The sequence below is a fragment of the Microbacterium sp. RURRCA19A genome (genome assembly GCF_900156455.1).
Lineage (GTDB): Bacteria > Actinomycetota > Actinomycetes > Actinomycetales > Microbacteriaceae > Microbacterium.
In genome coordinates this window covers 383,358-404,860 of record NZ_FTNQ01000001.1, presented here as the reverse complement: position 1 = coordinate 404,860, position 21,503 = coordinate 383,358, and the positions used below count along the sequence as shown (strand labels likewise).

The 21,503-nt window shown below is 70.5% G+C and carries 19 protein-coding genes and 1 tRNA gene; 12 read left to right on the top strand and 8 right to left on the bottom strand.

What is annotated here, in order from left to right; translation table 11 throughout:
- Positions 1 to 27 precede the first annotated feature (27 nt).
- Together BW982_RS01980 and BW982_RS01975 are read right to left on the bottom strand one after the other, a co-directional pair.
- The gene (locus BW982_RS01980) at positions 28 to 1,686 is read right to left on the bottom strand and encodes a bifunctional 3'-5' exonuclease/DNA polymerase (RefSeq protein WP_254845544.1); all 1,659 of its coding nucleotides are present in this window, start codon (positions 1,684 to 1,686) and stop codon (positions 28 to 30) included.
- Between the two features lie 63 nt (positions 1,687 to 1,749).
- On the bottom strand, positions 1,750 to 2,478 hold the full coding sequence (locus tag BW982_RS01975; protein WP_076491751.1) for a zinc ribbon domain-containing protein: 729 nt from the start codon (positions 2,476 to 2,478) through the stop codon (positions 1,750 to 1,752).
- A gap of 91 nt (positions 2,479 to 2,569) precedes the next feature.
- On the opposite strand from BW982_RS01975, the gene BW982_RS01970 reads away from it, so the two are divergent.
- From BW982_RS01970 to BW982_RS01950, 6 genes are all read left to right on the top strand, one after another.
- Positions 2,570 to 2,884: a DUF6507 family protein gene (locus BW982_RS01970; protein WP_076490414.1), complete on the top strand. Its 315-nt coding sequence runs from the start codon at positions 2,570 to 2,572 to the stop codon at positions 2,882 to 2,884.
- Complete coding sequence (locus BW982_RS01965; RefSeq protein ID WP_076490413.1) at positions 2,881 to 3,972, top strand: hypothetical protein; 1,092 nt, start codon at positions 2,881 to 2,883, stop codon at positions 3,970 to 3,972. The genes BW982_RS01970 and BW982_RS01965 overlap by 4 nt, the downstream gene beginning before the upstream one ends.
- Positions 3,864 to 4,109, top strand: a complete 246-nt coding sequence (locus tag BW982_RS18625; RefSeq protein WP_368483018.1) for a glycine zipper domain-containing protein — start codon at positions 3,864 to 3,866, stop codon at positions 4,107 to 4,109. The genes BW982_RS01965 and BW982_RS18625 overlap by 109 nt, the downstream gene beginning before the upstream one ends.
- Positions 4,106 to 4,435: a hypothetical protein gene (locus BW982_RS18080; protein WP_076490412.1), complete on the top strand. Its 330-nt coding sequence runs from the start codon at positions 4,106 to 4,108 to the stop codon at positions 4,433 to 4,435. Before BW982_RS18625 ends, BW982_RS18080 begins: the two co-directional genes overlap by 4 nt.
- A complete protein-coding gene (locus BW982_RS18075) occupies positions 4,432 to 5,706 on the top strand; it encodes a hypothetical protein (RefSeq protein ID WP_076490411.1) in 1,275 nt (424 codons plus the stop codon). Before BW982_RS18080 ends, BW982_RS18075 begins: the two co-directional genes overlap by 4 nt.
- A gap of 37 nt (positions 5,707 to 5,743) precedes the next feature.
- A tRNA-Val gene (locus tag BW982_RS01950) sits at positions 5,744 to 5,819 on the top strand.
- A 34-nt stretch (positions 5,820 to 5,853) separates the two neighbouring features.
- Here the strand turns inward: BW982_RS01950 and BW982_RS01945 are convergent.
- From BW982_RS01945 to BW982_RS18070, 4 genes are all read right to left on the bottom strand, one after another.
- Positions 5,854 to 7,929, bottom strand: coding sequence for an acyltransferase family protein (locus BW982_RS01945; RefSeq protein WP_175611010.1), 2,076 nt, complete (start codon positions 7,927 to 7,929; stop codon positions 5,854 to 5,856).
- 99 nt (positions 7,930 to 8,028) lie between these two features.
- A complete protein-coding gene (locus BW982_RS01940) occupies positions 8,029 to 8,724 on the bottom strand; it encodes a DUF1345 domain-containing protein (protein WP_076490409.1) in 696 nt (231 codons plus the stop codon).
- Between the two features lie 4 nt (positions 8,725 to 8,728).
- Positions 8,729 to 9,811: an acyltransferase family protein gene (locus tag BW982_RS01935; RefSeq protein ID WP_076490408.1), complete on the bottom strand. Its 1,083-nt coding sequence runs from the start codon at positions 9,809 to 9,811 to the stop codon at positions 8,729 to 8,731.
- Positions 9,796 to 11,811 carry a right-handed parallel beta-helix repeat-containing protein gene (locus tag BW982_RS18070; RefSeq protein ID WP_076490407.1) on the bottom strand — a complete coding sequence of 672 codons (2,016 nt, stop codon included), beginning with the start codon at positions 11,809 to 11,811 and terminating at the stop codon, positions 9,796 to 9,798. The genes BW982_RS01935 and BW982_RS18070 overlap by 16 nt, the downstream gene beginning before the upstream one ends.
- A 354-nt stretch (positions 11,812 to 12,165) precedes the next feature.
- Here BW982_RS18070 and aceE point away from each other — a divergent pair, with 354 nt between their 5' ends.
- The 6 genes from aceE to BW982_RS01900 all read left to right on the top strand — a co-directional run bounded on the left by aceE (position 12,166) and on the right by BW982_RS01900 (position 19,801).
- A complete protein-coding gene (gene aceE / locus BW982_RS01925) occupies positions 12,166 to 14,892 on the top strand; it encodes a pyruvate dehydrogenase (acetyl-transferring), homodimeric type (RefSeq protein WP_076490406.1) in 2,727 nt (908 codons plus the stop codon).
- Positions 14,893 to 14,980: 88 nt separating this feature from the next.
- Complete coding sequence (locus BW982_RS01920) at positions 14,981 to 16,168, top strand: PucR family transcriptional regulator (protein WP_076491749.1); 1,188 nt, start codon at positions 14,981 to 14,983, stop codon at positions 16,166 to 16,168.
- Between the two features lie 82 nt (positions 16,169 to 16,250).
- On the top strand, positions 16,251 to 17,171 hold the full coding sequence (locus BW982_RS01915) for an ACP S-malonyltransferase (RefSeq protein ID WP_076490405.1): 921 nt from the start codon (positions 16,251 to 16,253) through the stop codon (positions 17,169 to 17,171).
- Positions 17,168 to 18,172 (top strand): beta-ketoacyl-ACP synthase III, encoded by a 1,005-nt coding sequence (locus tag BW982_RS01910; protein WP_076490404.1) that lies wholly within the window; start codon positions 17,168 to 17,170, stop codon positions 18,170 to 18,172. The genes BW982_RS01915 and BW982_RS01910 overlap by 4 nt, the downstream gene beginning before the upstream one ends.
- Positions 18,173 to 18,248: 76 nt before the next feature.
- A complete protein-coding gene (locus BW982_RS01905; protein ID WP_022880558.1) occupies positions 18,249 to 18,497 on the top strand; it encodes an acyl carrier protein in 249 nt (82 codons plus the stop codon).
- A 65-nt stretch (positions 18,498 to 18,562) separates the two neighbouring features.
- On the top strand, positions 18,563 to 19,801 hold the full coding sequence (locus BW982_RS01900; protein ID WP_076490403.1) for a beta-ketoacyl-[acyl-carrier-protein] synthase family protein: 1,239 nt from the start codon (positions 18,563 to 18,565) through the stop codon (positions 19,799 to 19,801).
- A gap of 144 nt (positions 19,802 to 19,945) precedes the next feature.
- Here the strand turns inward: BW982_RS01900 and BW982_RS01895 are convergent, their stop codons facing one another.
- Together BW982_RS01895 and BW982_RS01890 are read right to left on the bottom strand one after the other, a co-directional pair.
- Positions 19,946 to 20,449, bottom strand: coding sequence for a DUF3145 domain-containing protein (locus BW982_RS01895; protein ID WP_076490402.1), 504 nt, complete (start codon positions 20,447 to 20,449; stop codon positions 19,946 to 19,948).
- Between the two features lie 116 nt (positions 20,450 to 20,565).
- Positions 20,566 to 21,489 (bottom strand): hypothetical protein, encoded by a 924-nt coding sequence (locus BW982_RS01890; RefSeq protein WP_083696479.1) that lies wholly within the window; start codon positions 21,487 to 21,489, stop codon positions 20,566 to 20,568.
- Positions 21,490 to 21,503 lie beyond the last annotated feature (14 nt).

Below are 21,503 nucleotides of genomic sequence, written 5' to 3'. Positions count from 1 at the left end.
TCGCATCGTCGAGTCTACGCGGGCGGGTCAGCCCTTCTCGGCCGTCTCGCCGATGCGCAGGTCGAGGGGGAAGTCGATCGGGAACGTCCCGAACAGCAGCCGACCCGCGGATGCCGCAGACTCCCGCACCGCGTCGGCCACGGTGTCCGCGTGCTCGACCGGGGTGTGCACGACGATCTCGTCGTGCAGGTAGAACGCCAGGTGCGGCACCCGCGCGAACGCCGGGCCGGACGCGGGGGCCGCGCGGGCGGCATCCACGGGTTCGAGGGCGGACAGGCGGGTGCGCAGGTCGGCGAGCCACGCGAGGGCCCACTCGGCGGCGGTCCCCTGCACGACGAAGTTGCGCGTGAAGCGGCCACGGTCGCGGGCGGCGCGGCGCGCGCGGGTCTCGTCGACCCCGGATGCCTCGGCGTCGCTCGCCTGCGACTGCACGGCCCGCCACAGGTCGCCGGCGGGCGGTGACGTGCGGCCGAGCCAGGTGTGGACGCGGCCACCCTCCGCGCCGACGCGCGCGGCGTCGTCGACGAGCGCCATCGCGCGCGGGAACGTGCGCCGCAGCCGCGGCACCAGGCGTCCGCTCTCGCCGCTCGTCGCCCCGTACATGGCGCCGAGCATCGCGATCTTGGCGTCGGCGCGGGTACCGACCGCTCCGGCATCCACGATCCCGGCGTACAGGTCTCGACCGGATGCCGCCTCCGCCAACGCCGTGTCGCGGGCCATCGCGGCGAGCACCCGGGGTTCGAGCTGCGCGACGTCGGCGGTCACGAGGGTCCAGCCCGGGTCGGCCCGGACGGCGGTGCGGAGCTGCCGTGGGATCTGCAGCGCTCCCCCACCCGACGACGCCCAGCGCCCCGTCACGACGCCGGCGGGAACGTAGACGGGGCGGAAGCGGGCGTCGCGCACCCACTCGGCCATCCACGCCCAGCCGTTCGCGGTGTAGAGACGCATGAGCTTCTTGTAGGCGATCAGCGGGGCGATGACGGGGTGGTCGTGCTCGGCGAGCTCCCAGCGATTCGTCGACTGCACGAGGAGCCCGGCGCGGTGCAGTGCTCGCAGGAGTCGCGGCTGCGAGTCGAGGGAGACGGACGGATCTCCGAGCGCGTCACGGACGGCGGCCGCGGCCTGCTCGATGTGCGTCGGCAGCCCGCCGCCCACCCGCGTGCCGAGCTGTTCCGCGAGCAGGCGCTCGTGCGCCTCGACGCTCCACGGGAGCCCGGCGGCCTGCAGCTCCGCGGCGATCAGCGCCCCCGCCGATTCCGCGGCGGCGAGCAGGCGCAGCGCCCCCGGTGTGGTCGCGGCGGCGATCGCGGCTCGCTGACGGCGGTACTCGGCGGCGGCCGACTCGATGTCGTCGGGCGGGCCGCTGCGGGCGGCGCCGAGCGAGAAGAGCGTGTCGGTGTCGTCGGAGGTCGGGGCGGCGGCATCCCACTCCCGATGCGCGCGAAGGCCGCCATCGTCGACGACGGCCTCCGCGTCACGGAGGACAGCGTGCACGAGGCGGAGGTCCCAGGCGCGGGCCACGCGGATCCCGGATGCCAGTACCGGTCCGTACCAGGTGGGGGTGTCGCTCCACACCCACCGCACGTCGCCGACCGCCTCGCGATCCCGGATCGCGGCGGGCAGGTCGTCGCGATCCGGGATCGTGAAGGTGCGGACGACGGAGCCGGCGGCATCCAGCTCGCTCAGTCCGACGGCTCCGGATGCCGTGCGCCCGACGACGACCTCAGTCGAGGAGGACGCCAGGACCGGTCACCGCGATTCTTCGGTGCGGACGAGGATCGCGCCGCACTCGGGACAGAACACGACCTCGTCGGTCTGCGCGCGGCGCACCTCGGCGAGGTCGCTCGGCGGCAGGACCATGCGGCAGGCTTCGCACGCGCCCGCGCGAAGGAGTCCGGCCCCCGTGCCGCGGGCAGCGAGACGCTCGTACAGGGCGAGGAGGTCGGCGGGGACGGCTCCGGCGACGGCGTCGCGATCGCGACGCGCGGCCTCGAGACGGTCGGTGGCTTCGGACACCACACGCTTGGCCTCGGCGCTCAGCTCGGCACCCTGCGCGTTGGTCTCGGCGATGAGGGCCTCTTGTTCGGCGACCGCGGCGTCGGCGGCCTCGAGCTGTTCCATGAGGGCGATCTCGGCGTCTTCGAGATCGCTCTTGCGGCGAGCCAGTGAGGCCAGCTCAGCTTCGAAGCCCTGGGCCTGCTTGGCGTTGGTGGCGGCGGCCAGACGCTCGGCGTCGCGCTTGACGCGCGCGTCGACGACGGCCACATCGGACTCGACCCGCGCCAATTCGGCCTTCAGGTCGTCGCGGGCGTTGGCGCGGTTCACCAATTCCTGCGACAGGGACGACCGCTGCGCGATGAGCTCACGCACCTTCGCGGCCTGCGGCGGGTTGCCCTTGACGTGCTCGTCGCGCAGGATGCGCGCATCGAGGTCGGCGAGATCGAGCAGTTTGCGCTGGTCGGCGGGGTCGGCGTTCACGGACTCCACGCTACCCCGGCCGTCCGACACGCCGGGACCTCGGTTAGCCTGGAGGCCACGGAACCCCCCACCGATGAATGGATGCCATCCGATGACCTGGAGCATCGATCCCCCTCAGGCGCGCGGTATCTGCCGCACCGCCGACGAGCGGGCCGCCGCGATCGACTCGATCGTCGCCACGACCGCCGGAGCGTTCGAGTCCGCGCAGGCCGCGGTCGGTGACGGCGAGACCGCCACCGCTCTCGGCGAGGTCGCCGCCGACCCCTTCCTGATCAGACTCGCCGGCATGCGCCGCATGGTGAGCACGGTCACCGAGACGACCGAGAGCGTCATCTCTCTGTATGAGCAGACCGACTACGAGATGGCCGCGCAGACGCAGTCGACGATGAGCGGACTGGAGCCGTGAGCGGACTGGGCGGGACACCGGCCACCATTCCGAGCTCCGCCGCCGTCTCCGGTGCGGCGGACACCCTCGCGGCGGCCCTCGACGGTCTGGACGATGCGGTCTCCGACATCACGGCCACCTGGGGTGGGCTCAGCGCCGTGTACGAGGCGCCCGAGGCGCAGACTGCGTACGGCGCGCTGGCCCCGCTCTCCCCCGCCGCGGAGGAACTGACCACGGCGCTCTCCACGGCCGTGTCGGCGCTGCGCACGTACGCCCAGACGCTCGTGGGTCTCGAGACCCGACGGGCTGCGATCGTGGCCGACCTCGCGACGGTGAAGCAGCAGGCGACCCTGGATGTGGAAGACCGCGACCCCGACGCCCCGAGCGCGGGAAGCGTCGCCGGCGACCGCTTCCGGTTCGACGCCGACGCGGCCGCCGCCGACGCAGAATGCGCGAGCACGCTCCGTGGCCTGCGCACGTCCCTCAGCTGGGCGTTGAACGGCGGTCTCGACATCGTCACCGGGAACAGCGGCTCGGCCGTCCAGGGTCTCGCGTCCGAGCTCCTGCAGCGCTATCGCGGAACGCTGATGGTCCCGGGGCCCGGCGCGGTCCTCCCGGACGAGATCCGCCTGACGGCCGGTGACATCAACCCCACCTGGCCGCGCTCGAAGATCGACGGACAGATCTGGGTGCAGCGGCCTTCGGGAGCTTGGATGCTGGAGAGCAACCTCCTCCCCGATACTCCTCTCCCCTCGACCCGCCTCCCCGGATGGTCGGGCGTGCCGCAGTTCGCGCCGAACGAGGTCGGGACGCCCCCGGCGTGGGCCGGACACGCCGGTAAGGCGCTGTCGGTGGTCGGTGCGGGCCTGACGTACTGGAGCGTCTACGGCGAGAGCTACAACGACACCCTCACCCGGCATCCCGACTGGAGCGAAGATCAGCGTCAGCAGGAGGCCTGGACGGACACCGCCGTCGTCGGCACCTCGTCGGCACCTCGTCGGTGGTCGCCGGTGCCGGTGGTGCGTGGGGTGGCGCGGCGGCGGGTGCCGCCATCGGGTCGATCTTCCCCGGTCCGGGAACGGTCATCGGGGGCATCGTCGGCGGCGTGATCGGCGGTGTCGCCGGCGGGTGGGGCGGGCAGAAGGTGTCGCAGGACATCATGGACGACGTGCGCGGCGAGAACACGACCATCATGGCGCCGGGGCCGCTGGGCACGGCCGAGCAGCCGGCGGGGAACGTCCTGTGACCGCCGGGCTGCTCGTCGGGATCCTCTTCCTCGCCGGAGGGGTCGTCGCCTACACCGGAGCCTGGAAGGGCTGGATCCGTGTCCGCCGCGGGTTCGGCGCGACGATCGGGTTCGCGTGGTTGTGGATCGGCCTCGCCCTCGTCGTCGGGGCCGTGGCTCTGCTGGTCGAGTCCGCGTCGCGTCCGGCCTTCTTCGTCCTGATCGGAGTGGCGGCCGTTCTGCTGGTCGTCGGAGCCGTCGGGCTCTTCTGGCTGCCGAGGTTCCTTCTTCCCGCGTGGTTCCGTGTCCTGCGGGGCGACGACACCCGAGCGAACGGACGCGCATGAAGTTCTTCACCGGTCGGGCGCCCTCCGAACCCGCGATCCTGATCGCGGAGACGCTCCACGCGAACGTCACGTATCCCAACTGGCTCGAGACGTCGGACTTCGATGGCGCCGACGTCGTCCTCACGCCGGTCGATCGCCCCGAGGGTTTCGTCCCCAATCTCGTGCTCACGTCCGTCGCCAGCACGGCTCCCCTGATGGATGCCTCGACCGCGGCGTTCCACGCTGCCCGGGCCCAGCACCCCGGGGCCTACGTGATCGCGGTCGATCTCTGGCATCCGGCGTCCGACGACTCCGCGCCGCGCGGACGGCGCATCGTCTTCGTGTACCGCGCGGAGAATGGACAGGACGTCGTCGTCGCCAAATGGGTGTGGGCCACGGGCACGCACCACGTCCACCTGTCGGCCAGCTGCTCCCCCTCCCAGTGGACGGCGTACGCGCCCGTGTTCGACGGCGTCGCCGCGCACCTCGTGCTGACCGCCGACGCGGAGGCCGTGGCTGCGGCGGCTTCCGCACCCGGTGACGCGCCCCTGGACGCGGCGCTCACCACGCGGGAGGGCCACGCCATCGAGTCGCTCGACGGCATCCCCGCCCCCACGTTCCTCTCGGCGGCCCCGCGTGTGTCCACCGCGGCACTGCAGGCGCTGCTCACCGGGGCGACGAAGACGCGTGTGGGCGCGGCCTACGGCATCCTCGCGCGCGCCGATCGCGGCACCGCGGAGGCACAGGAGCTTCAGGATGCCGGGTGGGTCGAGGCCGACGGACGGCTGACCCGCGAAGGCGGTGCTGCGGGCACGGCGCTCGCCGCGAATCGGCACGTGGTGACCGCGCAGACGCGGCGGGGCGATCGGGCCGCGCTGCTGGTCGCCTACGCGGGTCCGCGCGGCGTGCTCGTCCTGCACGATCCTTCTCACACCGAGGTGCCGGCGACGGACGGCGCGGCGCGCCACGCGGTCGTCCTCGATCCGGACCACGTGCCGACTTTCGTCTCGGCGTGGCTGGGTCTCACTCCCGCCTGGCCCGTGAGCGAGGAAGGCGAGGAGATTACGGCCGTCGACCTCGCCGCGCACGTGGCGTCCGAGGACCCCACCGTCGAACCGTGGACCGAGGTGCTCGTCCGCAGCGAGGGCGGGGAGCTCTACGACGCGATCTCGCCGTCGCGCGGCTGGCTGCACCTCGGGGCGCCGGTCGACGGCATCCATCCGCTGCGCGCCGAGCCGACGGCCGCCGTGTTCGACGCTCTCGCGGCGTCGGTCTCGCGCGCCCGCGCCTGAGGACGCGGATCGTCTCGGGCTAGACTCGAGACCTCCAGGGCCTTTAGCTCAGCTGGTAGAGCGCCACGTTTACACCGTGGATGTCGTCGGTTCGATCCCGGCAGGGCCCACCACCAGTTCGTCATATGCTTGCGCCGCCGAGGATCGTCATTGGCCTTGGGGGTGAGCGTCAAGAACCCGCTGAATCGCGACGGTCAGGCGCGAGCCCAGCGACGCCGCGAAGCTCGCGGTCAGGTGGTTGGGATCGCGGTAGGCGTTCCGATTGCCGACCACCGGGCTGCACACCGCGTCGTCGCAGAAGATGTCCGTGTTGTCGAGGACGTGAACGTTCGGACGTGCCTCCGCTGCGCTACTCATCGGATCGGGCGCGGGGACCGCTTGGGCGCGTGGCACATCGCAGTCCGTGGCGGCGCGGTTCAGCAAGCAGAGATTCGGATTGGTCGGAAAGGCGGGGTTGTCCGTCACCGCGAGAATCGGAACCGCGGCAACCGCCGGACTGCTCCAGGCACCCGCGAATCCCGCCACGGCCGCGTCCGTTCGTGATCCATATCCGTCGACGGCGTACTGCGTGCCGGAATAGGCCGAGGTGACGATCACCGCCGGCGTCTGGCTGAGCAACCATCCCGAGACGTTGTCGCGCCACTCGTCGCACACGCGTGCGAAGGGAACCTCCGATGCCAGTTTCGTCGTGCTCCACGGGCACCCGCCCTTGAGTGCTGTCGTCAGGCGCCATCCTTCGCGGACGGCGACATCGGCGAGGACGTCGATGTACTGGAACGCGTGGCTGTCCCCGATCAAGAGCACGCTGGGCGCATCCGGATCGTCCGTCCCGAAAGAGCAGGTGAGCGGTTCCGCCTCGTCGAATTGCGCGAGGCACTCCGAGGACTGCGGCGAGTCCATGCCGGCGATGCTCGATGCCGGGAAGAATCCGCCGGTGGAGAGAACGTCGCAGGCCTCCGCGGGTTCGTTCAGTGGCGTGGAGCACATCGTCGGGTCCGCGCGGAGGTCGGCGAGCGCCGACCTGGCGCTGAGGAACTGCGGGAGATTCACCGCGCCGAGCCCGATGGTCAGCACCACGACGGCCGCCATCGCCGCGCCACCGACGGCGAACGTTCGGCGGGGGCGGGCGCCGACGAGCCAGGGCCAGGAACGCAGCGGATCTTCGACGAACCGCTGCGTCAGCCACGAGAGGACGACGGTGACGAGGAGAAGCGCCGCGGTTTGCGTGATGCCCCCGGTCCACCACGGCAGCGCCGGGACCACGAGGATCAGAGGCCAGTGCCAGAGGTAGAGGCTGTAGGAGATCTTCCCGACGAAGTCGAAGGGTGGGAGCGAGATCAGTCGAGTCGGGAACCACCACGCACCGCCGGGGACGACGGCAAGGATCAGCACGGTCGCCGCGACGGGCAGAAGCGCGGCGTAACCCGGGAAATGGATGGCGTCGCTCATCAACGCGAAGGACATCGTCAGACCGGCGAGCCCGAGCCAGCCGCAGACCATCCGGGCCGACGCGCTTCGCGCGCGCAGCCGGGGAAAGAGCGCGAGCAGCGCCCCCGCCCCGAACTCCCAGACCCGGGTGAACGTGGCGAAGTAGGCCGCCGCGGGACTGACCTCGGTGAACCACACGCTCGCGCCGAAGCTCACGAGCGAGATCAGCAGAACCGCACCGATGGTTCCCGCAGTGCTCCGTCTGTGCACACGACGAGCGATCGCCACGCCCGCCAGAAGCGCCAGCGGCCAGACCAGGTAGAACTGTTCCTCAGTGGACAGCGACCAATAGTGTCGGGCAAACGTCGGACTGTTGGAGTCTCCGAAGTAGTTGGCGGAGGTGGCGACCAGTTGCCAGTTCGCCACGTACGACGTCGCCGCCACGATCTCCTTCACCCGTGCGGGGAGCGCCGACAGCAGCGCCAGCGACGGGACGGAGATCACCACCGCACAGAAGCCCAGCACCACCAGAGCTGCGGGGAGCAACCGGCGTACGCGTCGACCCCAGAATGCCGCCAACCGCACCGTGCCCGTGGCGAGGATCTCGCGTCGGAGATGCCCGGTGATGAGGAAGCCGGAGATGACGAAGAACACGTCGACCCCGACGAAGCCGCCGGGCAGCGCGGACGGCCAGAGGTGGAAGGCGACGACGCCCAGGACCGCGATCGCCCGCAGGCCTTGGATGTGTGGAACGAAGGACGAGTGGTCGGTGCGGGGGAAGGAGGAGATCGACACGGCGGAACCATCGCATGTGAGCATGTCCCCGGCGTGCGGGGCGCGAGCCACGGGGGCGGGGTGATTCCGTCCGGGAGATCACGTCACCCGAGCTGAGCCTCAGCCCAAGATGTTCACGCTGCGCGCGATCACGAGCGCCAGCAGCAAGAATCCCGAGATCGCCTGCACCATCATGAACAGCTTCGCGCGGACACTGAGAGGCATCACGTCGGTGGGGCTGAAGGCCATCGCGTTGGATGCCGAGAAGTAGAGGTAGTCGATGTAACCCGGTGTCCAATCGGTGGTGTTCGAGGACCGGCGTTTCACTTCGCTCACGGCATCCCCGTCGGAGTCCTGGGGAAACTGGAAGTCAGCAGGCTGCATCGTGTCTCGCGGGTCGCGGCGGCGGGCGACGGGGCCTCCCCGATCCATCTCCCAATAGACCGCGCCGTACCCGATGACGTTGATGGCCCACACCTGGGCGGCCCCGAGCAGGGTGACTGCGCCGCTGCCCTGACCGTCGAGAAGCTGGCGGACCAGCAGCACGAACGCAACCTGATTCGCAACGAGCAGGATCGACACGAACGCGAGAGCGAACGCGCGCCCGATCCGCGAATCGTGGTCGTAGCGTGTCGGATGGGCGATGACCATCGCGATCGAGCACAACAGGCTCGCCCCGATCACGATGTATCGCAGCTCGCCGGCCACGTCGCTCGGCAGCAGCGCATAGAGGAGCGCGCCCAGGGCCAGGCAGATCAGCACCGGCCAGCGGTGCTCCGGCCGCGTGCGGAACCCCGCGTACTCGCTCGACGTCACGCGCTCAGGCTAGACCTGCCGTTCCGTGACGCGACGACCATCGACGGTGCGCCCGCATCGCGGGTCGCTCGACGACCAGCCAGCTCGCCCACGCGAGAGGGACCGTCAGGGCGATGGCGAGGACGAGCGGCACCACGACCGGAACCCCCCGATCGGCCAGGGCGAGGGCGAGCCCCTGCTGGACCGGGAAGGCGTAGATGTAGATCCCGTAGGAGATGTCGTTCCGCGCTCCGACTCGTCGCAGCGGGAGCAGGATGCCGAGCGCGAGCATGGCATACGCCATCGCGGGACCTGCGAGCACCGTCGGCACCCCGGTCGCCACGACCGCGGCCACGATCGCTCCCGCGGCCACGAGCAGTATCGGATGCAGCGGCACGTGATCGCGTCCGAGGAACAGCAGCGTCCCCGCGAGGTAGAAGCCGAGCAGCGTCGCGAGGGTGGCAAGCGTTCCCGGGACGGCGATGAGGCCGACGCCCGTGAGGACGGACACGGTCATCGCGCCCACCCAGAGCACGATCGTCACCCGGGTTCCCCAGCGAGCGGCGAGGCATCCGACGAGTCCGGTGACCACGTAGCACGCGAACTCGAATGCGAGGGTCCACAACGAGCCGTTCCAGACCCCCGGGTACGGAACGTCCTCGAGCATGCCGGGGATCACGGGCTGCGCCATCCACAGCCCGGCGTTGCGCAGGACGTACTGCGCGCCGGCCGCCGGCGACCACGGGCCGGCGTCCAGGAAAGTGGATGCGAGCGGGGCGAAGCCGAACGCGACGACCACCAGCACGACGAGGAAGGCGGGGTAGATCCGCACGACCCTTCGCGCGAAGAAGTCGCCGACGCTGCGAGCTCGCGCTCTGCTCAGGGCGATCAGGTAGCCGGAGATGCAGAAGAAGCCGGCGACGGCCCAGGGCCCGAGGGGCTTCGTCTGCAGTCCGTAGCCGCCCAACTCCCCGGCATGGGCGACGAGGACGAGCAGCGCGAGTCCGAGGCGGAGGGCGTTCAGACTGTTCGACCGGGGATCGAGCCGGCCGCCGATGGTCGCCGTCGCGCGGCGCGATCGGTCGCGCAGGATCAGATCTGGAACCACGCGGATCCCGAACCGAACGTGTAGAAGACGAACGACGTCATATCGGCAGTCCCCGCCCGGAGGGTCTGCGTGCCCTTGAGGACCAGGAGTCCCCCGGCGAACGTGATCGGCTCGCCATCCGCAACGACGCGGATCACCTGCCCGGCGTAGGCATCGGTGAATCCGGTGTACGTGCGCCCGCCCTGCAGGCGCACCTGCTCCCGGCCGCACACCGACACCCGGCCGTCGTCGTCGGGTTCGAGGATCGGCGTCGAGGTTCCGGTCAGCGCCTCCCAGGTGAGCGACGTCCCCAGTTGCGTGCGGTCGGGATCTTCGTAGCGCACCGCGGCGACCGGGCCGGGTCGGCCGCTCCCGTCGCCCGGCAGGCCGTACCAGGCCGGATGCCACCCCGCCACGCGGTTCGCGTCGCCCACGTCGCGCGCGAGCGTCGCCACCGATCCCGGAGACGTGCGCACGCCGTCCAGCGGCGGGGGGAAGTAGATGACCGGGTTCACGACCCGTGAGGCCCCGCCACGGAACCGGAAGAGGTCGGTCCGGGATCCCGGCACCGCGCTACCCGCGTTGCCGTGCTGCAGCGAGCCGGTGACGCCGTCGTGGAGTTCGGCCACCGCGGAGAACCGGCAGTCGTCGAACGTCACATCGTTGCCCAGGTCGAAGCAGGCGGGTTCGCCATCCGCGTTCCCGCATCCGCCGAAATCGCACCCGATGAACGTGGTGTCGCCACCGGTGAACCAGCGCTCGCCGATTCCGTCCGGCACCGAGAAGTGGCATCCGAGGAAGCTGACCGACGTCTTGGCCGCCGACGCCCGGCCGCCCACGTACGAGACCTCGCCGACGACGATGTGGCTGGGGTGGTTCCCCGCGTGGGCGTAGGTGTTCTGGACGAACATGCACGAGGTGAAACCGATCTCGAGCACGCGTTCGAGGGTGGAGCTGGGATTGGGAGGGAATCCGATCGACACCGGCGGCTGGTCGGATGTCGTCCCCCATCCGTGCTCGAACTTGCATCCGAGGAAGTCGACGTGCCGGGTGCCGCGGTCCAGGAACAGCTCCTGCTCGCAGAACTCCACGTGACTGTCGATCACGCGCAGGGCGTTGGAGTTCTCGACGATGTCGCCGTTCGCGTTGCGGGTGCTCACGATGGACAGGCCGTACGGAAGCGGGTCGGGCGGGGACGCCAGGCGCGACGGTCGTCCGCACCATCCGATGACGGCGGCGTCGATCGTGGAGTCCATGACCCCTTCGAAGCGGATCCCCTCGCGAGCGAACCCGAAGACCGATACCCGCTCGAGCCGGATCTCCTGGCTCTGATGCACCACGATCCCGACGCGATCCGGGACGTAGTCGGCCTGGAGCGAGTGCCCGTCGCTCTGGACGGTGAGTCCGCGGATCACGACCCGTTTGAGGAGGTCCTTGCTCCCACCGGGCGAGTCGGGGTTGCCGAGGTAGACCACGGGGCTGCCGGCGACCGTGCCCGGGTGATCTTTCGCCACCAGCACGACCCCGTCCGCCTCCACGGTGATGCGCACCGACCATTCGCCGTACTGCTGTCCGTCCGGCTCGGAGCCCGGCAGCCCGAGGTCGGCGGGCCGGGTCGCCATCGACCACTGGTCGATGGCGTAGAACCCCGGGGGCACGCGCAGCACGACGCCGGCGTTCGGCCGCCAGTTCACGCTGTTCCCCGATGCCGGCGAGTCGGCCGGCGCCGGCACTTCCGCCAGCTGCTGCAGCGCGCGCTTCCAGGCGTTCGTGAACGCGTCGCTGTTGATCTGCGCTCGCCGGGCGTATTCGGCGACGTCCAGGATCGCGGTGCGCGTGCGGTACGGGATGCCGGGGATGGCGCCCTCGACGGTCACGACGTCGATGGGACCCGTGGGATTTGCCGCGTGCGCGGCCTCCTCCCGCGGGGCGGCGACGACGCCGGCGGCGGCGAGGGCTGCTCCGGATCCGGCGGTGGCGAGGAATCGGCGGCGATCGAGGGAGAGGGAGGGACGGCTCACGGGCGTCACGCTAGGAGTCGCGCGGTGAGGCATCCGCCCCTCCCCTGCCCGTGCCCGACGCCAGGTGAATCGCGCTGACCCGCGGGAACAAGAGCATGTGTGCATTCTCACCCGCCGCGGCGGCGAGCCATCCTCCCGCGGATTTGGCCCGCGCCTTCACCCGACCTCTGGACCGTCCGATGTCTCGACGCCGAGGCATCCCACGGCCGCTTCTCCGACCATGGCGTCCGTGGACATCCGGCAGGGCGCGAACTGACTAGGCTGGACGACGGTGAATTGTGCGGAGCAGACAAGGGTTGCCGCACACGTATGGCGATTCTCTGGCATGACCTGCCAGACGACGAAAGGTCTTCCGTGACTGTTCACGATCAGGATCCGTATTCGCAGGGGCCGCAGGACAGCGACCCGGAAGAGACCGGCGAGTGGCAGGAATCCCTGCGCCAGCTCGTCCAGGCCAAGGGCCCCGGTCGTGCGCGCGAGATCATGCTGAGCCTTCTCAAGGGCTCGAAGGAACTGCACCTCAACGTGCCCATGGTTCCGACCACCGACTACATCAACACGATCGCGCAGAAGAACGAGCCGGAATTCCCCGGTGACGAAGAGCTCGAGCGTCGCTACCGCAAGTGGATCCGCTGGAACGCGGCGGTCACCGTCCACCGTGCGCAGCGCCCCGGCATCGGTGTCGGCGGCCACATCTCGACCTACGCGTCCTCGGCCGCGCTGTACGAGGTCGGCTTCAACCACTTCTTCCGCGGCCTCGACGACCCCTCCGGCGGCGACCAGATCTTCATCCAGGGTCACGCCTCGCCCGGCGCCTACGCCCGCGCCTTCCTCGAGGGCCGCCTCACGGAGGCGCAGCTCGACGGCTTCCGCCAGGAGAAGTCGGCCGCGCCCAACGGCATCCCGTCGTACCCCCACCCCCGCCTCATGCCGGACTTCTGGCAGTTCCCGACGGTGTCGATGGGTCTCGGTCCGATCAACGCGATCTACCAGGCGATGTCGAACAAGTACCTCAGCAACCGCGGCATCAAGGACGTGTCCGACTCCCACGTCTGGGCGTACCTCGGTGACGGCGAGATGGACGAGGTCGAGAGCCGCGGTCAGCTCCAGGTCGCCGCGAACGAAGGCCTCGACAATCTGACGTTCATCGTCAACTGCAACCTGCAGCGTCTCGACGGCCCCGTGCGCGGTAACGGCAAGATCATCCAGGAGCTCGAGAGCTTCTTCCGCGGCGCCGGCTGGAACGTCATCAAGGTCGTCTGGGGCCGCGAGTGGGACGACCTGCTCGCCCGTGACACCGAGGGTGCGCTGCTGAACCTCATGAACTCCACGCCCGACGGCGACTACCAGACGTACAAGGCCGAGAACGGCGCGTACGTCCGCGAGCACTTCTTCGGCCGCGACCCCCGCGCGCTCGAGCTGGTCAAGGACTACACCGACGAGCAGGTCTGGGGCCTCAAGCGCGGTGGCCACGACTACCGCAAGGTGTTCGCGGCGTTCAAGGCGGCCAAGCAGCACAAGGGTCAGCCGACGGTCATCCTCGCCAAGACCATCAAGGGCTACGGCCTCGGCCCCCACTTCGAGGGCCGCAACGCCACGCACCAGATGAAGAAGCTGACGCTGGACGACCTCAAGGCCTTCCGCGACGCGATGGACATCCCGGTGACCGACGCGCAGCTGGAGGAGAACCCCTACCAGCCGCCGTACTACAACCCCGGAGAGAAGGACGAGACGATCGAGTACATGCTCGAGCGTCGCCGTTCGCTCGGCGGGTTCCTGCCCGAGCGCCGCACGACCCACGTCGGTCTCGAGCTGCCCGGCGACCAGGCGTACGCGCTGCCCAAGAAGGGGTCGGGCACGCAGGAGATCGCCACGACCATGGCGTTCGTGCGTCTGCTGAAGGACCTGCTGCGGGTCAAGGACTTCGGTCACCGCATCGTGCCGATCATCCCCGACGAGGCCCGCACCTTCGGTATGGATGCCTACTTCCCCACGGCGAAGATCTACAACCCCAAGGGTCAGCACTACACGTCGGTCGACCGTGAGCTGCTGCTGGCGTACAAGGAGAGCCCGCAGGGGCAGATCATCCACGTCGGCATCAACGAGGCGGGCGCCCTCGCGGCGTTCACCGCGGCCGGGACGTCGTACGCCACGCACGGCGAACCGCTGATCCCGGTCTACGTCTTCTACTCGATGTTCGGCTTCCAGCGCACCGGCGACGCCCAGTGGGCGGCGGGCGACCAGATGGCGCGCGGCTTCATCATCGGCGCGACCGCGGGTCGCACGACCCTGACGGGTGAGGGTCTGCAGCACGCCGACGGCCACTCGCAGCTGCTGGCATCCACGAACCCGGCGACGGTGTCGTACGACCCCGCTTACGGCTACGAGATCGCGCACATCGTCCGGTCGGGCATCGAGCGCATGTACGGCGGCCAGCACCCCGACCCGAACGTCATGTACTACATGACCGTCTACAACGAGCCGCTCGTGCAGCCGGCCGAGCCCGAGGGCGTCGACGTGGACGGCATCGTCCGCGGCATCCACCGGGTCTCGGTGGGCGAGGGCGACGGTCCCCGCACGCAGCTGCTCGCTTCGGGCGTCGGCGTGCCGTGGGCGTTCGAGGCCCAGCGTCTGCTGAAGGACGACTGGGGTGTCGTCGCGGACGTGTGGTCGGTGACGTCGTGGAGCGAGCTGCGTCGTGACGGTCTCGCGGCCGACGAGCACAACTTCCTCCACCCCGAGGCGGAGCCCCGCACGGCCTACCTGACCGAGAAGCTCCGGGATGCCGAGGGCCCCGTGGTCGCGGTCAGCGACTGGATGCACGCCGTCCAGGACCAGATCCGTCAGTGGGTGCCGCAGCGCTACCTCACGCTCGGCGCCGACGGGTTCGGGTTCTCCGACACCCGTGCCGCAGCGCGTCGCTTCTTCAAGATCGACGGTCCGTCGCTCGCCGTGCGCGCCCTGCAGGGGCTCGCGGACGAGGGCAAGGTCGACCGTTCGGTCATCGCCCAGGCGATCGAGAAGTACCGTCTCCACGACGTGAACGCCGGCACGAGCGGGAACGCCGGCGGCGAGGCCTGATCGCGTGACCGATCGCGCGGCCGTCGACGGTTCGGGAGGGAGCGGGCAGGCCGCCCTCTCCCGGGCCGCCGAGGAGAAAGCCGAGACGCTGGCGTGGTTGCGTCGGATCTCGGGTGATCTCGCGACCGCGACGATCCAGCGCCTCGAAGAGACGCTGCCCTGGTACGCCGAGATGCCACCGGCCCGCCGCTCAGCGGTGGGGCTGGTGGCACAGGCGGGCATCACCTCGTTCCTGCAGTGGTTCGAGGAACCGGCATCCACTCCGGCGATCGCCGCCGACATCTTCGCCGCGGCCCCGCGGGAGCTGCTCCGCAGCGTCAGCCTGACCCAGACGCTGCAGCTCGTCCGCGTCACCGTGGAGGTGATGGAGGAGCGGGTCGCCGGCCGCAGTGAACGCGTCCGCGAGGCGATGCTGTCGTACTCGCGCGAGGTCGCCTTCGCGGCGGCCGACGTGTACGCGCGTGCCGCCGAGGCCCGCGGCCTGTGGGATGCGCGACTCGAAGCGCTGGTCGTGGACTCGATCCTCACCGGCGAAGCCGACGACGAGCTCCCCAGCCGCATCGCCGCGCTCGGCTGGCACGGTCACGGCGAGGTCGCGGTGCTGGTGGGAACGACTCCCCCGCAGCTCGACGTCGACCACGTCCGGCGCACCTCCCGCAAGCTCGGCGTCGACGTGCTCATCGGGGTGCAGGGGTCGCGGCTCGTGCTCGTCGTGGGTCGCGCCGATCTTCCGGTCCGCGGACGCGAGGACACCACCGAGCTGCCGTTCACCGAGATCGCGAAGCGGCTCGAGCCGAGTTTCGGTTCGGGGCATCTCGTCCTCGGCCCGGCCGTCGCGGCCCTGGTCGATGCGGGGCAGAGTGCGCGCGCGGCCCTCGCCGGGTTCGCCGTGGCGCGCGCCTGGCGGCATGCCCCGCGCCCCGTCGAGGCCGACGACCTGCTGCCCGAGCGCGCCCTGGCCGGAGACGCCGTGGCCAAGCAGACCCTCGTCGACCGGGTCTACCGCCCGCTGCACGCCCACAGCGCCGATCTCGTCGCGACACTGTGGAGCTACCTCGACAACGGCCGGTCTCTCGAGGCCACGGCCCGTGAGCTGTACGTGCACCCCAACACGGTCCGCTACCGCTTGAAGCGCGTGTCCGAGGTGATCGGGTGGGATGCCACGGGCCCGCGCGAGGCACTGATCCTGCAGACCGCGCTCATCCTCGGGTCGATGGGAACAGAGGCCACGCGGCGACGTGGATCGTCGGCTCGGCGCCCCTCCTCGCCCCGTTGATGCACGGCGCGCACAAAGACACGCCGATTTTCTGTGCCGATATCTCCAGAAGCCACCGCCGGATCCTTGGCAGGATGGGACGGTGATCATCGCCGTCTTCCCCGGACAGGGGTCTCAGACCCCCGGGTTCCTGTCGCCGTGGCTCGAGATCGAGGGGACGCGTGAGCGTCTCGCCGAGGCCTCCGAGCACGCCGGCGTCGACCTCCTCGCCGCCGGCACCGAATGGGATGCCGACCGGATCCGTGACACCAGTGTCGCCCAGCCGCTCATCGTCGCCGCGAGCCTGCTGTCGTGGAGTGTGCTCCGCGACCGCGCCGGGCAGGGTGCCGCCGGTGTGGCGGGCCACTCGGTCGGCGAGTTCGCCGCGCTGGCGGCATCCGGTGTGCTCTCCGAGGCGGACGCCCTGCGCCTCGTCGGCATCCGCGGTCGAGCGATGGCCGAGGCGGCCTCGACCGTTCAGACCGGCATGAGCGCCGTCGTGGGCGGTGACGAGCAAACCGTGTTGGATCGCCTCGCCGACCTCGACCTCACCCCCGCCAACTACAACGGCGCCGGACAGATCGTCGCGGCCGGTGAGCTGTCGGCCCTCGCGGAGCTCGCGGCCGAGGCGCCCCGCGGCTCGCGCGTGATTCCGCTCCAGGTCGCCGGCGCCTTCCACACACGCTTCATGGAGCCCGCCGTGGAGACGCTCCGCGCCGCCGCCGCCGACGTCGCGGCATCCGCTCCCACGACGACCCTCTGGACCAACTCGGACGGGTCGGTCGTCGAGGACGGCCGCCGGGCCGTCGACCTCGTCGTCTCGCAGGTCGCCTCCCCCGTGCGGTGGGACCGCAGCATGGCATCCTTCGCCGACCACGGCGTGACCGGCATCATCGAACTCGCGCCCGCCGGTGCCCTCACGGGCCTGGCCAAGCGCGCGCTGCGCGGCACACCCACCGTCGCAGTCAAGACCCCGGACGACCTCGACGCGGCCGTCGCACTCCTGAAGGGAGAGCAGGCATGAGCACCCCCACCCTCCGTCAGCTCCAGGGCCCGGCCCACACGCGCATCTACGCGTACGGCGCCGCCCGGGGCGAGAACTTCGTCCCCAACGACGACCTCGTCGGCCCGATCGATTCGAGCGACGAGTGGATCCGCCAGCGCACCGGCATCGTGACGCGCGTCCGCGCCAACAAGGAGACGGATGCCATCGACCTGGCCTCCGCCGCCGCGCGTGAGGCCGTCGAGAAGTCGGGTGTCGCGCCGAGCGACATCGACGCGGTCATCGTGGCGACGATCAGCAACCCGAAGCAGACGCCGTCCGCCTCGGCGATCGTCGCCGACCGCATCGGCGCCAACCCCGCCGCCGCCTACGACGTCAACGCCGCGTGCGCGGGCTTCGCCTACGGCGTCGCCCAAGCGGACGCCCTCATCCGCGGCGGCCTCGCGACCCACGTCGTCGTCGTGGGCGCCGAGAAGCTCAGCGACGTCGTCGACCCGACCGACCGCAGCATCTCGTTCCTGCTCGGCGACGGCGCCGGCGCCGTCGTGGTCGGGCCGAGCGACACCCCCGGCATCGGCCCCACGATTTGGGGTTCCGACGGTTCGAAGGCTGACGCCGTGGGCATGAACCACACGCTGACCGAGTTCCGCGACGGCGTCGCCCCGTGGCCCACGCTCCGCCAGGAGGGCCCCACCGTGTTCCGCTGGGCTGTCTGGGAGATGGTCAAGGTCGCACGGCAGGCCATCGAGGCCGCCGGCATCGAGCCGTCCGACCTGGCGGCGTTCGTGCCGCACCAGGCGAACATGCGCATCATCGACGAGTTCGCGAAGCAGCTGGGGCTGCCCGAGACCGTCGTGATCGGCCGCGACATCGAGACCACCGGGAACACCTCGGCCGCCTCGATCCCGCTGGCCACCCACCGTCTGCTCGAGGAGCACCCCGAGCTCAGCGGCGGCCTCGCTCTGCAGATCGGCTTCGGTGCCGGTCTCGTCTTCGGCGCGCAGGTCGTCGTCCTTCCCTGACGCAGCGTCGTCGAACTCTAGACTGTTCGGGGCTCGGGACGACTCCCCGGGTCCGCCCTCAACAACAGGAGAAATCATGGCATTCACCAACGACGAGGTTCTCGCCGGCCTGGCCGAGCTCATCACCGACGAGACCGGCATCTCGGCCGACGAGGTGGCGCTGGAGAAGTCCTTCACGGACGACCTCGACATCGACTCGATCTCGATGATGACGATCGTCGTCAACGCCGAGGAGAAGTTCGGCGTCACGATCCCCGACGACGAGGTCAAGAACCTCAAGACCGTCGGTGACGCCGTCACGTTCATCACGTCGAACCAGTCCTGACCCTCCCGGTGGGGGCTCCGGCCCCCACCGGTCACGACCTTTCCGGCCGCACCAAGGATCACACCATGAGCACATCCCGCATCGTCGTCACCGGTATCGGTGCCACCTCGCCCATCGGCGGGACGGCGCCCGAGAGCTGGAACGCGCTGCTGTCCGGTGCATCCGGCGCGCGCACCCTCGAGCACGAATGGGTCGAGCAGTACAACCTGCCCGTCACCTTCGCCGCTGAGGCGCTCGTGCGGCCCGAGACCGTCCTCGAACGTCCCGTCGCCAAGCGCCTCGACCCCTCGTCGCAGCTCGCGATGGTCGCGGCGAAGGAGGCGTGGGAAGACGCCGGCAGCCCCGACATCGACCCCGACCGCCTCGGTGTCGACTTCGCCACCGGCATCGGCGGCGTGTGGACGCTCCTGGACGCCTGGGACACCCTGCGCGAGAAGGGCCCCCGTCGCGTCATGCCGATGACGGTGCCGATGCTCATGCCCAACGCCGCGGCCGGCAACCTGTCGCTGCACTTCAACGCCCGCGCCTTCGCGCGCACCGTGGCGTCGGCGTGCGCCTCGAGCACCGAGTCGATCGTCAACGCGGTGCAGCACATCCGCGACGGCCTGGCCGACGTCGTGATCGCCGGCGGCACCGAGTCCGCGATCCACCCGATCACCATCGCGTCCTTCGCGTCGATGCAGGCGCTGTCCAAGCGCAACGACTCCCCCGAGACCGCGTCGCGTCCCGGCAGCATCGACCGCGACGGTTTCGTCATGGGCGAAGGCGCCGGCGTCCTGATCCTCGAGACCGAGGAGCACGCGAAGGCCCGCGGCGCCAAGATCTACGCCTCGATCGTGGGCGGCGGCGTCACCGCCGACTCGTACCACATCACCGCCAACGACCCCGAGGGTCGCGGCGCCGCGCGCGCGGTGCGCATGGCGCTGGAGATGGCGGGGGCGTCGCCCGACGACGTCACCCACATCAACGCCCACGCCACGTCGACCCCCGTCGGCGACCCGAACGAGTACCAGGCGCTGCGCGCGGTGTTCGGCGCCCGCGTCGACGAGATCCCGGTCTCGGCCACCAAGGCATCCACGGGTCACCTCCTCGGCGGCACCGGCGCGCTCGAGGCGATCTTCACGGTGCTGGCGCTGCAGAACCGCGTCGCGCCTCCGACCATCAACCTCACCGAGCAGGACCCCGAGGTGCCCTTCGCGATCTCGGGCTCGCCGGTCGAGCTCGGTTCCGGCGACCAGCTGGCCATCAGCAACTCCTTCGGCTTCGGCGGTCACAACGCCGTCGTCGCGATCGCCTCCGTCTGATCACGGCCGAACGCCCCCGTCATCCCCCGACTGCTGCGGGGATGACGGGGGCGTTCGGTTTTCATCGGGTCGGGGATACGCGGTCCCGGTACCGGGAAACGGTCACCGGCCTCCGGTAGTGGCGCCTCCCCCACCCGACATCTCTCAGCCGACCTTGTGCAACCAGACGATGTGCTGGTCGTCGCCGGCGTGGCGGAAGGGCTCGAGTTCCTCGTCCCAGGCGGAGCCCAGGGCGACGTCGAGCTCGCGCTGCAGTTCGAACGGGTCTCCGGCGGCGACGTCCATCGCGTAGCGCACGCGGTCTTCGCCGATGACGACGTTCCCGGCGGAATCCGTCTGGGCGTAGTGGATGCCGAGCCCCGGCGTGTGCATCCAGCGCCCGCCGTCGCTGCGGGGGGTGGGATCCTCGCTCACCTCGAAGCGCAGGTGCTCCCAGCCGCGGATGGCGCTCGCGAGGGCGGCGCCGGTACCGACCGGACCCTCCCAGTAGAACTCGGCGCGGCGGCTGCCGGTGAGCACCGGCTGGTCCGACCAATCGAAGTTGACCGCACGGCCGAGCGCACGCCCTGCCGCCCACTCCAGATGGGGGCACAACGCGCGTGGCGCCGAGTGGATGAGGATCACTCCGCGCGAAGACGTGGTCGCCATGGTCTCTCCTTCGTCAGGTACGTCTTCCCCTACGACCTGCGCGAGAGCGGTGGCGGCTGTTCGGTTGTCTCGGTCATTATCGCCGCTTCATAACGAAATCACAACACTGTGATTCCTCATCCGAACCAGAGCTTCCAGTACAGGGCGAAGTTGCGGTTGCCGTAGGTCGAGCAGGCGTCGCCCGTGTCCCAGCGGGCGGCGATCGCGGCCGGGTTCGGCTGGTACGGCGTGTAGTTGTACAGGGCCGCGGTGGCATGGTTGCGGATCTCGATGTCGGTCCCGCCGCACGCGGGGTCGGGCGAGTACGCGATGTAGTGCGTGCCGGGCTGCCGCATGAAGTCCGAAGCCCGGTAGGCCTTGAGGTCGGTCGCGCCCTGCGCCACCTGGGCGGCGAAGCCCGTCTGCCCCGGGTCGCACGCGGCATCGTCGGGGCAGCGCGCTCCCATCGCCGCGCCGAGCGCCTCGGCCGAAGGGGCACGGGCGATCCGGCCGGAGATCAGACTCTGCTCCTTCTGAAGTGTGACAAGCAGCACCTTCGCCGAGATGCCGCACGCGCGCTGGATGCGATCGATGATCTGCGCCGCCGTGAGGTCGCCGCCGTCGTAGGCCGCGCAGACCGTCTCACCGGCGTCCTGCGACACGATCGCGTCGCGGGCGGAGAGCTCGGCGCGCAGGACGGTGAGGCAGGAGTCGTTCGCGCAGTCGCCGATCTGGTCGTCGAGGAACCGCTGGATCTCGTCGGCATCCATGGCGTTCCCGTCGTAGAAGTCGGCGTCGTCGATCAGGAATCCGGGATCGAACCCGGCGAGATCGATGGACGCCTTGCGGGTCTCCGCGTTCCACGCCGCGACGAGGTGCACGAGCGGAACCGCGGCCGCCACGATGAATCCGATGACGACGGCGGCGAGGATGCCGAAGACCAGGCGCCGTCTCCGAAGCTCGCGCGCACGGGCCGCGGTGCGGCGCGGGCGCCGGGGCGCGGGACGCTTCGACCGGGACGGGGTCGGGCGTCGGCGCGCTCCCGTCCCCTGCTTCGCCATGCCTCGATCGTGCC

Excerpts from the sequence above, each read along its gene's own strand:
- BW982_RS01890 (WP_083696479.1), bottom strand. The coding sequence starts at position 21,489 with ATGGCGAAGCAGGGGACGGGAGCGCGCCGACGCCCGACCCCGTCCCGG.
- BW982_RS18075 (WP_076490411.1), top strand. The coding sequence starts at position 4,432 with ATGAAGTTCTTCACCGGTCGGGCGCCCTCCGAACCCGCGATCCTGATC.
- BW982_RS01895 (WP_076490402.1), bottom strand. The coding sequence starts at position 20,449 with ATGGCGACCACGTCTTCGCGCGGAGTGATCCTCATCCACTCGGCGCCA.
- BW982_RS01905 (WP_022880558.1), top strand. The coding sequence starts at position 18,249 with ATGGCATTCACCAACGACGAGGTTCTCGCCGGCCTGGCCGAGCTCATC.
- BW982_RS01910 (WP_076490404.1), top strand. The coding sequence starts at position 17,168 with ATGAGCACCCCCACCCTCCGTCAGCTCCAGGGCCCGGCCCACACGCGC.
- BW982_RS01970 (WP_076490414.1), top strand. The coding sequence starts at position 2,570 with ATGACCTGGAGCATCGATCCCCCTCAGGCGCGCGGTATCTGCCGCACC.
- BW982_RS01900 (WP_076490403.1), top strand. The coding sequence starts at position 18,563 with ATGAGCACATCCCGCATCGTCGTCACCGGTATCGGTGCCACCTCGCCC.